Origin of the sequence: uncultured Planococcus sp. (genome assembly GCF_947501725.1) — a bacterium.
GTDB classification, from domain to species: Bacteria; Bacillota; Bacilli; order Bacillales_A; family Planococcaceae; genus Planococcus; species Planococcus donghaensis_C.
The window spans coordinates 503185-516225 of record NZ_CANMXD010000001.1 but is presented as its reverse complement, the minus strand read 5'-3'; the positions used below and the strand labels follow the sequence as shown (position 1 = coordinate 516225).

Here is a 13041-nt window from a genome sequence, read left to right as displayed (position 1 = left end):
TCTACATGACGAGACCTTCTTTACATGAATATCTCCATCTTCTACATGAGTATTCATCTTCTCTACATGAACTTTCAACTTTTCTACATGAAAATTCGCCTTTTCCACCTAACGACACCTTCTCTACCTGAATACTCTCCTTCCTTCATAACAAACATTCTTCTCAACCCGGGTGTTCACTCTGCTAACCCAGGTGTTCGCCCTGCCAACCGGGTTTCTTCTTCTTAACCCGGGTGTTCGCTGTGCTAACCCGAGTGTTCACCCTGCTAACCCACAAACCCACCATCCCCAACAACCAGCCAGAAAATCACCAAGCCGATGGCAATCAACACAAGCAAAATCACCAGCAACTCTAGTCGTTTCATCCCTCCATTTCCCCTTCTGCTTCATATTTTCAAATCGATCGAGAAGATAGGCTTCACTCATCCCGGCAATACACTCGCTCCCCCGCCATATACGTTTCCAGGACACGCGCATGCCCGATCTCCATCTCATCCATCTCCAGAATATCTTCCTCCATGACAATAAAATCCGCGTGGAATCCAGGTTTCAACTGCCCGACATCTTTGATTCGCGTAATTTCCTGCGCGCTTTTCGTGTAGAGTTCGATGGCTTTTTCGACCCCGATGCGTTCGTCCTGTCCGGTATCGGTGCCGTCGTAGGCGATCCGGGTCACGGCGGCCTGGATGCCGACAAACGGATTGAGCGGTTCGGTCCAGCCGTTCACCGGCGCATCGGATGAAAAGGCAACCGGAATGCCCGCGCCGATCATCTTCTGGATCGGGTAGGTGGATTTGGTGCGCTCGGCGCCGAGGTTATGCAAATAGCTTTCGATTTCAGCGAACAGGAAAACCGGCTGCGGCACGAAGGCAATGTTCGCGTCCCCCGATTTCCGCATCGCATCCGCCGTCGGCATCGCCGCGTGCTCGATGCGGATAGACGGCGCATCCTCTAGCCACGCCTGTTGTCCGTGAAATGCGTCAACCACCTGCGAAATTGCCTGCTCCCCCATCGCGTGGACGGCCACTTGGATGCCGTGCTGCTTTGCGGCTTCCCCTGCTTCCAAAAGTTCATCGGTTTCCATCGTCGAAATCCCATATTCATCGTCTGTCCCGTTGTATGCCGGATCGACCCATGCTGTTCTGCCCGACACACTGCCGTCCGCAAACAATTTGATGCCGCTGATGAAGACTGGCTGCGTCGTATCCGTCGTTTCATTCGTCAAGACATCATCAGCTCTCGCATCCGACCAAATCGTATAAAGAGCGGTCCGCTGCTTCAACCCTTTCCGGCGGGCCAGCTTGTATAATTCCACATAATCGACCGGCCGCGTCAGCGCCATCAGATCGGTGATACCCGTAATGCCGTAGCTGAACAGTTCGTCAGTCAAGCCCGCAATCAGCTGCGCCTGCTCATCCATCGTCTGTTTCGGCAACAGATCGAGTACCAGGAAACGGGCGCTTTCACGCAGGATGCCTGTCGGTTCGCGCCTATCGTCCCGGTCGATTTTGCCGCCTGCGGGATCAACTGTCTCTTTGCCGATCCCTGCAAGTTCCAGCGCTTTACTGTTGACGGAGACGGTATGTCCGCAAGTGCGGGTCACGACAATCGGCGAATCCGTGCTGACCCGGTCGAGGTCGCTGCGGTTGGGCGTCCGCCGTTCCGCGAGCTTTCCTTCGTCGTAGCCCCAGCCCTCGATCCAGTCGCCTGGCGTTTGCGCTTCCTGACGTTTTTTCAATTCGTCGATCATATCAGCAATCGAATGCACGCGCGGAGCGGTGCATGCTACTTGCCTCGCGATATTTGCGAGGAATAACGGATGCAGATGCGCGTCGATAAAACCCGGCAGCACCCGTCTCCCCGATAAGTCGATCCGAGTCCCTTCTATTGAAAGTGCCTCCACATCGTCCCCGATCCACTCGATTCGCCCGTCCTTTATGGCCATCGCCGATGCAACAGCTTGCTCGGGATTCGACGTAAAGATCTTTCCATTCACAAATACGTTGGATTGGCCCATACGCCCACTCCTTCCTGCACTCCGCTTTTCCATATCCATACCCTTTGCCTTCCACCTGTAATACAAGACGCTGAAGAAAATAAAATCAGCGAAAAAAAGAAGCCCTGCATCCGCAGCGGCTCCTCTCAACTCTTATTAAAAATCATATTCCGCTTCTTTTTCTTCACGGATCTTCGTGAAAGTTTCCGTCAATACCACGGTGTCTTCTGCCAGGCGCTCGAGGCGGAACAGCACGTCGTGGTTGATGATTTCCTTTTGATGGAAATCCACTTCTTCAATAAACACGAAAGTTTGGACCATCTGCGCTTTCATATACGCAAGGATCGGCTTCAACTGCGTATCCACCACTAAATAATGCTTGGCGGACCCTGCCGTCACCAGCATGCTGACGACTTTGTCGCGGAACGCATTGACTGGCAATAAATCAAAGATATTCTTCAAGGCAGCCGGAATCGATGCCTGGAAAATCGGCGTGCCGATGACGATGGCATCCGCTTCCATGATCGTTTTCGTTACATAGCCCGTATCGCCGCTGTAATCCAAGTAATTGCGGCCGTCGCTGAACTCCATCTTGTAATCAGCCAAATCGATCAACGTCGTTTCCACTTCCGGGTATTTTTCCGCCATGACCTTGAGTGTTGCCTCAACGGCGATTCTTGTTTTCGAACCGATTTGGGAACCGGATAATCCAACAATCTTCATTCCAATTCCTCCTTATTTCTTAGCTGTGTATTTTTTGATTGCCGGTAAAATTTCTGTACCGATCAACTCCAGGTTTTTCTTGATATTGTCCATCGGCATGCCGCCAAAATCGATTTGCGCGATATAGCGCTGATGCCCGAACACTTCGTGCTGATGCAGGATTTTCTCGATGATTTGTTGAGGGCTGCCGATGTTCATAATATTGTGCGGATCCACGCCCTGCGCAAAAAGCTGCTTCGGAAATCCGCCGCCATTGGTGCGCTTCATACCTTCATTGATATGAGGGTATAGCTCTTTCAGTGCCTGTTGGGAATTCTCTGCTGCGTAGAAAAAGCCGGCGGTCGCAATCGGCAGCTCGTCAGGATTATGCCCGCCTGCACGCGCTGCTTCACGGTAGCTGTCCACCGTCCGTTTAAACTGCGATGTGGCGCCACCCAAGTGAGCCATGAACATCGGCACACCTGCGTATCCCGCTTTCATCGCACTGGCAGGCGTACCGCCCACTGCCCGCCAAATCGGCATCGAACCGTTGACCGGCCGCGGAAGGACTTGCGCATTGCGCAGAGGTGCACGGAATTCCCCGCTCCAATTGACGATTTCGTTGTCATTGATCAGACGCAGCAGCTCGAATTTTTCTTCAAATAACTCTTCGTAATTATGGAGATCGTACCCGAGCAAGTCGAAAAGTCCGACCCGGGAAGCGCGCCCTGCCACAATTTCCGCGCGGCCATCAGAAATCAAATCAAGCGTCGCGAAGTTTTCATAGACCCGAACCGGATCGGATGTGCTGATGATGGTAGAAGAACTGGCGATTTTAATCTTCTTCGTCGCCTGCGCAATCGCCGAAAGGACCACCGCGTGCGCTTGTGTCGCAAAATATTCCTGATGGCTTTCGCCCACACTGAAAAAGTCAACGCCTGCCTGCTCTGCAAGCACCGCATAGTCGATGATTTCATGAATCCGCTCCTGTACAGAAATCCGTTCGCCTGTCGCAGGATTCGGGAGATGATCGCCAAGTGTATAGATGCCAAACTCGATGCCGTTGTCTGGATTGATCCGATATTTTTCCATAAAGTAAATCCACCTTTCTCTTTCTCCCGCAGTTGCGGGAAGCGGGGAACAAAATCCCCCATGCTCTAAAGTCTCTACTCCCAGTATAAGCACTAATCTCCCAGATGATAAGTACGCACTTTAAAGTGGCATAGTATACAAAAAGATACTATAAAAACCTAAAAAAGGCATTTCAGGGGATCGAGATGAATTGTGTGGGAATTGTGTGCGTGCCTGGCACCCGCACAATTCCAACTTTATTCTATGGTAAGACACAACTTATATACAGAATTACAATCTTATTGATTGCAACAAAAATATGCTATTATATAGAAAAGAGGTGATCGACAATGGAGCCCAAACGTAAACTGGAAATTGCAAGCATTGCCATGAAGGAGCGTCGAAATTCCAAGTCGACTCTGCCTGACGATTTTCTGAAAACTTTAGAAGAGAGGACAGGAGAAATTGTTTCTGATTTAAAACCGGGAAGACAACGCCCCCGCTCCGAAGATGAGACAAAAATCCTTCTGATGTTTGAAAAAGAATATGGAAAACAGAGCGGAACCTTATAAAGAAAAATTGGCAAATTTAAAAGAACTCCCGTTAGCAGACAAAAACATTCGAGTTGCTGGGATTGTAACGGAATATGTAGAAACGAAGCATTCGGAAATTCAACTGATTGTAGTCGGCGGCCTCAGTGTTGAGTATTATACTACTGGACAATACGCGACTGTTGATATCGATTTTGTTGCAACGTCACATGAAAAAATCATGGAGGCTCTAGTTGAGTTGGGTTTTGAAAGGCAAGGCAAAGACAGCTATTTAAAAGAGTTGCAAGTCTCTGTTGAAATTCCTGACAACTATCTGGAAGGCAGTTATGACAAAGTAAGAGATGTGCTGACAGATGACGGATGCATTGTTCATATGATTAGTCCGGAAGATATCTTTTGCGATAGATTAAGAGCGCTTGTGCATTGGAAGGAAAAAGAGCAATTGAAATGGATGACGAAACTCTATGAAGCGAACGAGTTAGATCAGGATTATATTTATTCCCGATTAGTAGGGATTAAAGAAAAAGAAGTAGCCGATGTGTTCTTCAATGCAATTAACGAGCAAGAGCAGTAATTTTACTGCTCTGCTTTTTTTATGTGGATAAAACATATCCAAGTGCGAATGTCTCTCTAAGTTGTGTGCGTGCCAGGCCCCCACACAATTTCAGATGTGAAGAAAGGCCAAAAAGCGAGCGGCTTCATAGCTGAAGCTCAGGAAGCCGGTTACATCAACGGCTATCCCGATGGCACGTTCCGTCCGGATGCTCCGATTACGCGCGGTGATATGGCGATCATTTTAGCCCAGGTATTCCCGACACCCTTTTCAGTGACAGCCGACTTTACGGATGTGTCGCCGAACATGAAGGCTTATGAAGCGATTTCGGAAATCCTGTCAGTCAACATCACCATCGGTTATCCCGATCATACGTTCAAGCCAACTGCACATGTGACGCGCGGACAATTTTCCGCATTCCTGGCACGCGGGCTCGAACCCGAGTTCAAGAACGATGCACGGATTCCCCACTCGTACATGAAAGATAAGACGAAAACCTATACGTATAACACCGGTACGCACGGCATCGAAACGCATACCTACCAATATACAAAGAGTCCGGCTGATGAACCGATCGGCTTTAGCTGGGCACGGAATGTGCCGGCTATCAATGAAACTTACATCTATGGAGAAGTGGAAACCCGAAAAAATCTGATCCATGCATATCCGGTAGTCGACCGATTCGATCCGCCGCTGCTCGGTTATCCGATTGAAGTCGGCACTACCCACAGCATCTATCCGTCTGCTGAAGGCAAGCCGCTCACTCCGAGTGATGTCACGCATACGATCACAGCTGTTGGCGTAACGGTGGAAACGCCTTACCGCACCTTCACCAATGCCGTCGAAGTGACGGTGGAGTTCGGTTATAAAGAATACTTCGTCGAAGGGTTCGCCAAGGTTAAAACGGTGAATGACAACGGAACGGTTTTTGAATTGATTGATGTGGAATAAATGAACAGCATCTCTAAACAAAATAGCAGCAGGCTCCCATCAACTCAGGAGCCTGCTGCTTTTCGATTCTCATGAAACCTAATTGTCCCGCTCAAACCTCCACGCATCCCGGCACATCGCCAGAACGTCGCGTTTGGCGGTCCAATTCAATTCCCGCTCGGCTTTCGACACATCTGCGTAGCATAGCGCAATGTCTCCCGGCCTCCGTTCGATCACCTCATAAGGGATCTCAATGCCACTCGCTTCTTCAAAGGCTTTTATCAATTCCATCACACTGGTTCCTTTGCCCGTTCCCAAGTTATAGATATGAGCGCCTTCCGTAAGGTTTTCCAATGCTGCAATATGGCCATCAGCCAAGTCCACCACGTGAATATAATCACGCACCCCTGTACCGTCCACAGTCGGGTAATCATTGCCGAAGACTTTCAATTCCTTCAGTTTCCCTTTTGCCACTTGCGTAATATAAGGCATGAGATTGGATGGCGTCCCGTTAGGAGCTTCACCGATCAATCCACTCTCGTGCGCTCCCACCGGATTGAAATACCGAAGAATGGATACAGAGAAATCCGCGTTGTTTTTAGCAACATCCGTTAAAATCCGCTCACTCATCGCTTTCGTCTCTCCGTATGGATTCGTCGTCACCAACCGATCCATCGTTTCCATAAACGGCACCGAATCGGTATCCCCATACACCGTCGCCGAAGAGCTGAAGACGAACTTTTTCACATCGTGGCTGAGGCAGGAGCGAACAAGCACCAGGGTACTGACCACATTGTTGTAATAATAGTCGAGTGGCCTTTGGATGGATTCCCCCACCGCCTTCAGCCCAGCAAAATGAATGACGGCATCAATCGGATGATTTTTAAAAATCGCTTCAACCGCTTGGGCATCCGTTAGATCAACCTCGTAAAGAGTCACTTCCCTGCCCGCAATCCGCCGAATGCTTTCAATCGTCTCACGTTTGCTGTTGCAGAAATTATCAGCAATGATGACCGAATGTCCGGCTTCAAGCAAAGCAATGGAAGTATGAGAACCGATATAGCCGGCTCCCCCTGTAACCAGTATATCCATCAGGTTTTCACTCCTTCTCAGGTTCAGTAATTCTGTTTAGTATGCATAAAGTTTACCATTTTCCATCCCAGTTACTTAACTAATTTTCAGATTAATAAAGACTGGTAAATACAGTCCATGCAAATCAACTAAAGAAACGGTTCGGCTTACCAGCTATCTTGTACGCTAAGAATATGGATCTTCGTATCAATAAAACATAGCACCTTCAGCTATAATGGAAAACGTTGAGCACTAGATTTTCAAGACAACTGGAGGAATCTTCTTAAATGAATAGAAACCGATTGGAGATGCGGCTGTGAGCTATGTACCGATTTTTCACTTGACCGTGCCCGCTGTATGGGTTGCTGTCCTTTTGGGAGCCTTAGCGGCAAGCCTGATGATGCGATTTGTACTGGGAGATAAATCCGGCGAATGGTACGGGAATGCCATTACGCTCTATATCCTCGTCTGGAAGTTCAGCTACATCCTTTTTAATTTCGACTATTTTCTCGATATGCCTTTATCCATTCTTTATTTTAATGGCGGCTTAAATGGGCATCTGCTCGGGCTAGCATTCGTCACTGGTTATCTGGTTTTGGCGCAGAAAAAGCATGACGACCTGGCGAGGCAAGCGCCTGTTGCCTGGCTCCTGTTTTTCCTATCGTACCAAACCATCCTGCAAAGCTTGGAAAACAATTGGGTAGAAGCCGCACTTCACGGCCTGCTGCTTGTGGTGAGCATCCTGGCAATCCGGCTGCTTGCCAAACGCGCTGATGTGCCGACCGGGTTATTGCTGGTCTTGCTGTTCGCATTGGAGCTGCTGATTTCAAGCCTATCCGCCCCGCTCCTGTCGTGGCAAAATGCCACAGTCCTTCTGCTGGCTGCCGTCACTATTGCCATGTATAACCGTTTTGAAAAGAAAAGGCAGATTAATAGAGCAGGAACCTGATTCACTGATTGGTCGAATAAACTAATCATGCAAGTACAAAGTGACCGTCACGGTATCTCCCTCGTTTTTGCGATGGTGTCCCCGACTCTCAACCATTATTAAAATAGTTGCAACTTCATTTTATTAAGATTTGGAGGGAGATCTTTTTTCTAAAAAGCCAAGCCTTTATTAGTGGACGCTTGCCTACTATGCAATCGCTGTACCTGTACTTACCCTTTGGAATTAGTGGCTCAAATCTCCGCACAAGCAGCTTTTTCATTTTGCCATACTCAGTCAAGTTCAGATTTTACTTTCCTTTAAAAACAGTGATAATATAAAGGTCAGTTATTTCATAAACAATTCTGAAAATGATATAATTAGGAGGATAGAATTAACCTAATGACTAGTGAGGCTTGGATCAATTATTTTGAAAAAACATACGAAAATTTTTTTATCAAACCCCATGCAGTAGCTAAAATTGAAGAAAAATAGGGTGTTTATTTATCAGAGCTTGAAGATGCTTTAGACGACCCCTGTTGGGTTGTGAGACTTAATCAGCAGAAACCTCCTTCACTTCCGATTGGAAAGATAATGGAAGGACATGCTTTCGATGTTTTTTGCGAAACTGAAGAGGGACGACTTCTTAAAGTTGTAGGGCGTCTATATCCAAGTGGAAAATTCCAAATAATCACAGTACTGCCTGAGGAGAAAATAAATGCATCGGATAGAGAATATCATAGAAAAGAAAAGGAGCTGAATTGTGATGAATAGGAGACGCGCTGGAAGAAATGTGAATCTAATAGTGACTGATGATATTTCACATACAGGCCTTACAAACAAAGAGTATTCAAATCTTGAAAGTTTTTATGATCCTGAATTAAGAGATAACCCAAAACAAATCATGAGTGAAGCCTATAAAAAATCCATTGTTCGTAATATTGCTGATATGTACGGATTAGATTATGAAACTGTCAATAAAGTAATTTCCGAATACGAAAAAGAACGAAAAGAAACGGTTGGCCAATAAGTAAGTTTTGCTTGGCGAATAAGCTCACTGGGGCACATGCGTTAAACACCAGCTGCGTTATTCTTGCTATTAAAAGATGCCTTTCCGACTAAAATCGGAAAGGCTTTTTCTTGTTTTGGAACCAGCATAACCTGCTTTATTCACAGATTAGAAATGTTATAAACCAATTATTTATAGATACTGGAAACTGAATTGACAAAGCTCTGTCAGATTTCAAAGATGATTACAATCTATTCCCATAAGAGACAAGAGCTTCCATTCCGTATAGGTCTTCTCCACTTTACTGAGAGGAAAACCCTACGGCATTTTCAGCATGTAATTGTTGTACATAATCTAACTTTCCTCTAACACAACAACACGCTTTTTTGATATTCTGGACAACCAGCAAAAAAGCCCCGAACTTCCCTTCTCGGGAATTCAAGGCTTTTGACGCAGAGCTGATGTTACGAATCATAACCCGCTCTCGCTGCTTTTTTCTTTTTGTTTCGTTGTTTCTCTTTTTGGTCTTTTATGTAATACTCATCCGATGTAAAAAACTCGATGGTCAATGCTTTTACTTTTTTGCTTAACAGCAAGATGGCGATGACGTTCGGAATGAGGATAGCTGCCAGCATGATATCGAGGAATCCCCAGATCACTTCTGCTGCTCCGACCGCGCCCAAAACAACCGCAAGGATATACACCACTTGCATGCCATAAGACGCTTTCATGCCAAACAGGAACTCAGCCTGCTTGGCGCCGTAGAAAATAACAACCAAAATCGTAGAAAGGACAAAGAAAATCAATGAAATGGTTACGAGAACTGCACCAAATTGGCCGAAATAAGATTCAAATGCCAGGCTCGTCAAAGCAGAGGAATTCTCCATTGCCCCGTCTTCCGTCCAAACACCCGAAGACAAAATTACAAAAGCGGTTGCCGTGCAGACAATCAGCGTATCGACAACCACGCCAATGACTGCCCAGAATCCCTGTCGAACAGGATGATCTGTCATGGCAGCTGCATGGGCAATCGGGGCTGTACCGAGTCCAGCTTCGTTTGAATACAGACCGCGGGCAAATCCCCACCGGATCACTTCCACAATCGCTGCCCCTGCAAAACCGCCCATAACAGGAGCAGGCGAAAAGGCATTGCTGAAAATCAGCATAAAGAATTCGGGCACGGCACGGACATTCATCAACAAAATCACGATCGCGCCACCGACGTAAATCAATGCCATAAAGGGAACGAAAATTTCTGTGACCTTACCGATTCGCTTGATGCCACCGAACACAACAATGGATATAAGGATAGCGGTCGCAATCCCCGTCCACAACAACGGAATGTTGAAGGTCGCTTGTACTGTAGTCGCGATCGAATTCCCTTGGACCATGATGCTTGGGATCAACTCAATCATCAAGGCAAATGAAAACCAAATGCCCAGCCACTTCATGTTTAACCCTTTCGTCATGTAGTACATGGGACCGCCGACAAACTCGCCCATGCTATTTTTCTCGCGGTACTCAACCGCAAGTACGCTTTCAGCGAATTTGAGCGCCATGCCGATCAGCGCAATGACCCACATCCAAAAAACCGCTCCCGGCCCACCGAACATAATCGCCGCCGGCACACCGACAATGTTCGCTGCTCCGATGGTGGAAGACAAAGCAGACGTCAGCGCCTGAAACGGAGTGACGGTCCCTTCCCCTTTCGGTTTTTTAAATACGCTGCCGAACGTCTGTCCGACAATATAGCCAAAATAACGGAATTGAAAAAATCCAAGTTTAACTGTCATATAAAGACCTGATATCAATAGCATGGTGATAAGCGGAATCCCCCATAACCAAGCTGAAAAATCAGCAACCCCCTGCAAAAAACGTTCCACCTGTGTTCCTCCTATGTTATCTCAAGATATCAATTAATTCCCTAGTCCGGACCCTTTCAAACGGAATTCAAGGAACTTTTTAGAGTAAACAGTAGAAAATTTCAAATAGGACTGGTACTAGGAACGGACGTTGTTTTTTTTAGAATAGTAAGATAATTAATTCGTGAAAAGTGGAGGTTTCTTTCTTCATCTGCTCATTAATTGGAAATAGAGCAGGTGCCCGCTCTATTCCCACTCGATCTCCTCATACGGATCCACCATATCAAGTTTCACTTGAAACCCTTCGAAAGCCATCAGCATTTGCAGACTTCTTCCCATGTATATGAGTTGCCGTCAACCACCAGCAACGGAACATCTTCGTCTGCCGGATTCCATTCAATTCTTCCAGCCAGCCTATTCTTGATCGCATCATACGATTGGCCATTAGGGAACGTCCGCCTCTCCACATAGTGTTCAGCCATTCCCCGTTCGGCTTTCTCTATCAAGTCTAAAAGCAGCCTCCCTTGGTCACAGTATAGATCTCCCTGCAGCTTAAAGTGATATCCACCAGGTTTCAGTTCTTCCGCTTCCATGAAAATACCGATTGGATCCAGGCGTTTGCGCAATTGAAAATGATGGACTTCGCCTAATCCGTCTCGAATGGCGACACCTTCCGGATAACTGGCTGCTGCAACCCCAAACCGTTTTTCCATCCGCCCGTTATAACAGTCCAGGCAGAGCGTTTCTTCACCGAAATGGACAAACACTTCATTCTGTTGGCAATCCTGACATTTTGACACCACAGCCACCTCTTTCAACTATTCGACTCTCCTAACAATAAAACAAGAAGCCAATTCTGACAATTGCATTGGTAGATAGATTGAGCATAAGAGTCACTTCTTAAAGCCAGTTCTTTCGCTTTGGAAATGCTTCACGGAAAGCGCAGCTAACATGTCTCGAGAACACAGTAATGGCTATACTTCTAGCTATTACCCTATTATTTGAAACTTCTATAGCTTGACGTTTAACATCCTCGTCAAATCGAACTTGAACAACGCGAATGGATTTAGATTCTCTTCCTGTATTTGGTAGCTCGTCCTTTACCAATGCGCTCGATAATCCGTTCTTCCATCAAAGATTCCAACAAACTTCTGACGTATGATTTACTTTTCTCTAAATGATCTTCAAGTTCCTTACTGGTGAATGTGCCTGCTTCTTCAATCCATTGTACGATCTCGGGAGAATCCTGGCTGATGGTTTCTTCTAATTCATTTTTCGGCAACACCACAACAAAAGAGTTCGGACCAATATTCCAATAAGGCTGTTTACCTGAACCATGATAACTTTCCTTGATCCGTTGTAAACCAGTTCCGTAACTTTCAATCCATTTCATCCGGTAAAAGCAGTTAGCCAGTCTTGGATTTCTGCTTTGTGAGATTCCCAATTCAATATCCACCAAAGTTAATCCTTGTACCAAACCGCCAATAGATACAATTTCAATCCGGTCATCAAAGATATGAATCAATATACTTCCGCTAAAACCGTAATCCCGGTGTACTACTGCATTTACCAATGCTTCCCGTAAAGCGAAAACTGGATATTCTGTTGTATCCTTGCGATGTAACCCGTTAAAATTTGCGGATGTGGCGTTATGCAATTGCATATAGTCAAAAGCTTCATCCACTTGTTTCATAACAGAACCTTTAAATTCTTTGCGGTCCTGAAAATCCAACTTGGTAATCCCTTTATAGCGAGCAGCTTTAATGGAGTGTTCGCACTGATCCGCCAAGAGCTGTCCCAGGTTTGTATAATAATTATCAGAATTAATGATTCCAAGTGTTCTTTGCTGTATTGCTCCAAAGGCCAGTCCTTCAGCTTCAAACAATTGAGTCGTTTCATGAAAAGTTAAGGATTGATTGATGCATCGCATGTTCTCATATTGAGTACCATCTGACTCTATGATCATTTGACGAATCGCTTCATCTGATGCCGCACTGGCTGATGTGCCGTGCCGGACAAAAACACTGGAAGGCTTCATCCCTTTACTTGCAAGATGATAAGGTCTTCTCGACCCGCGTGTAATTTCAATTTTCACTACTTGCTTGCCATCAATGGTCAAGATTTCAGCGGAGCTATGCACCAATATATCCGGCTTTATGCTGTCCCTCAATATATTGCTGATGGTTTCCAAGTCTTTTTGGGCGTTTGTCAAGCCGACCACTGTACCGTCATCTTCAATTCCAATTAGTATTTCTCCTCCATCTGTATTGGCAAAAGCTATAATTTCTTTTTTCAGTCCTTCTGTTATTTCACGCTTCAACTCAAGTTTTTGGCTTTCTTCGAACATATGCATCACCCCCGTCTCCTCCAT

At 46.3% G+C, this 13041-nt stretch carries 12 protein-coding genes; 5 read left to right on the top strand and 7 right to left on the bottom strand.

The window, feature by feature from the left end:
• Positions 1-418: 418 nt before the first annotated feature.
• The 3 genes from Q0785_RS02370 to Q0785_RS02360 are packed head-to-tail and all read right to left on the bottom strand — an operon-like array spanning position 419 to position 3790.
• Positions 419-2146: an amidohydrolase gene (locus Q0785_RS02370; protein WP_298824774.1), complete on the bottom strand. Its 1728-nt coding sequence runs from the start codon at positions 2144-2146 to the stop codon at positions 419-421.
• Between the two features lie 6 nt (positions 2147-2152).
• A complete protein-coding gene (locus Q0785_RS02365; RefSeq protein ID WP_298824771.1) occupies positions 2153-2719 on the bottom strand; it encodes an NADPH-dependent FMN reductase in 567 nt (188 codons plus the stop codon).
• A gap of 12 nt (positions 2720-2731) precedes the next feature.
• A complete protein-coding gene (locus tag Q0785_RS02360) occupies positions 2732-3790 on the bottom strand; it encodes an LLM class flavin-dependent oxidoreductase (RefSeq protein ID WP_298824768.1) in 1059 nt (352 codons plus the stop codon).
• A gap of 329 nt (positions 3791-4119) precedes the next feature.
• Between Q0785_RS02360 and Q0785_RS02355 the strand changes: the two genes are divergently transcribed.
• The 3 genes from Q0785_RS02355 to Q0785_RS02345 all read left to right on the top strand — a co-directional run bounded on the left by Q0785_RS02355 (position 4120) and on the right by Q0785_RS02345 (position 5824).
• Positions 4120-4341, top strand: a complete 222-nt coding sequence (locus Q0785_RS02355; RefSeq protein ID WP_298824765.1) for a hypothetical protein — start codon at positions 4120-4122, stop codon at positions 4339-4341.
• Positions 4316-4894: a hypothetical protein gene (locus Q0785_RS02350; protein ID WP_298824762.1), complete on the top strand. Its 579-nt coding sequence runs from the start codon at positions 4316-4318 to the stop codon at positions 4892-4894. The genes Q0785_RS02355 and Q0785_RS02350 overlap by 26 nt, the downstream gene beginning before the upstream one ends.
• A 96-nt stretch (positions 4895-4990) precedes the next feature.
• Complete coding sequence (locus tag Q0785_RS02345; protein WP_298824758.1) at positions 4991-5824, top strand: S-layer homology domain-containing protein; 834 nt, start codon at positions 4991-4993, stop codon at positions 5822-5824.
• A 78-nt stretch (positions 5825-5902) separates the two neighbouring features.
• Here Q0785_RS02345 and galE read toward each other — a convergent pair whose 3' ends face one another.
• Positions 5903-6895, bottom strand: coding sequence for a UDP-glucose 4-epimerase GalE (galE, locus tag Q0785_RS02340; RefSeq protein ID WP_298824755.1), 993 nt, complete (start codon positions 6893-6895; stop codon positions 5903-5905).
• Between the two features lie 295 nt (positions 6896-7190).
• Between galE and Q0785_RS02335 the strand changes: the two genes are divergently transcribed.
• Together Q0785_RS02335 and Q0785_RS02330 are read left to right on the top strand one after the other, a co-directional pair.
• The gene (locus Q0785_RS02335) at positions 7191-7823 is read left to right on the top strand and encodes a hypothetical protein (RefSeq protein ID WP_298824752.1); all 633 of its coding nucleotides are present in this window, start codon (positions 7191-7193) and stop codon (positions 7821-7823) included.
• 739 nt (positions 7824-8562) lie between these two features.
• Positions 8563-8829 carry a hypothetical protein gene (locus Q0785_RS02330; RefSeq protein WP_298824749.1) on the top strand — a complete coding sequence of 89 codons (267 nt, stop codon included), beginning with the start codon at positions 8563-8565 and terminating at the stop codon, positions 8827-8829.
• 443 nt (positions 8830-9272) lie between these two features.
• Here the strand turns inward: Q0785_RS02330 and Q0785_RS02325 are convergent, their stop codons facing one another.
• The 3 genes from Q0785_RS02325 to Q0785_RS02315 all read right to left on the bottom strand — a co-directional run bounded on the left by Q0785_RS02325 (position 9273) and on the right by Q0785_RS02315 (position 13023).
• Positions 9273-10691, bottom strand: coding sequence for a sodium:alanine symporter family protein (locus Q0785_RS02325; RefSeq protein ID WP_298824746.1), 1419 nt, complete (start codon positions 10689-10691; stop codon positions 9273-9275).
• Positions 10692-10984: 293 nt separating this feature from the next.
• Positions 10985-11470, bottom strand: coding sequence for a hypothetical protein (locus Q0785_RS02320; RefSeq protein ID WP_298824744.1), 486 nt, complete (start codon positions 11468-11470; stop codon positions 10985-10987).
• 266 nt (positions 11471-11736) lie between these two features.
• Positions 11737-13023 (bottom strand): RNA-binding domain-containing protein, encoded by a 1287-nt coding sequence (locus Q0785_RS02315; RefSeq protein ID WP_298824742.1) that lies wholly within the window; start codon positions 13021-13023, stop codon positions 11737-11739.
• Positions 13024-13041 lie beyond the last annotated feature (18 nt).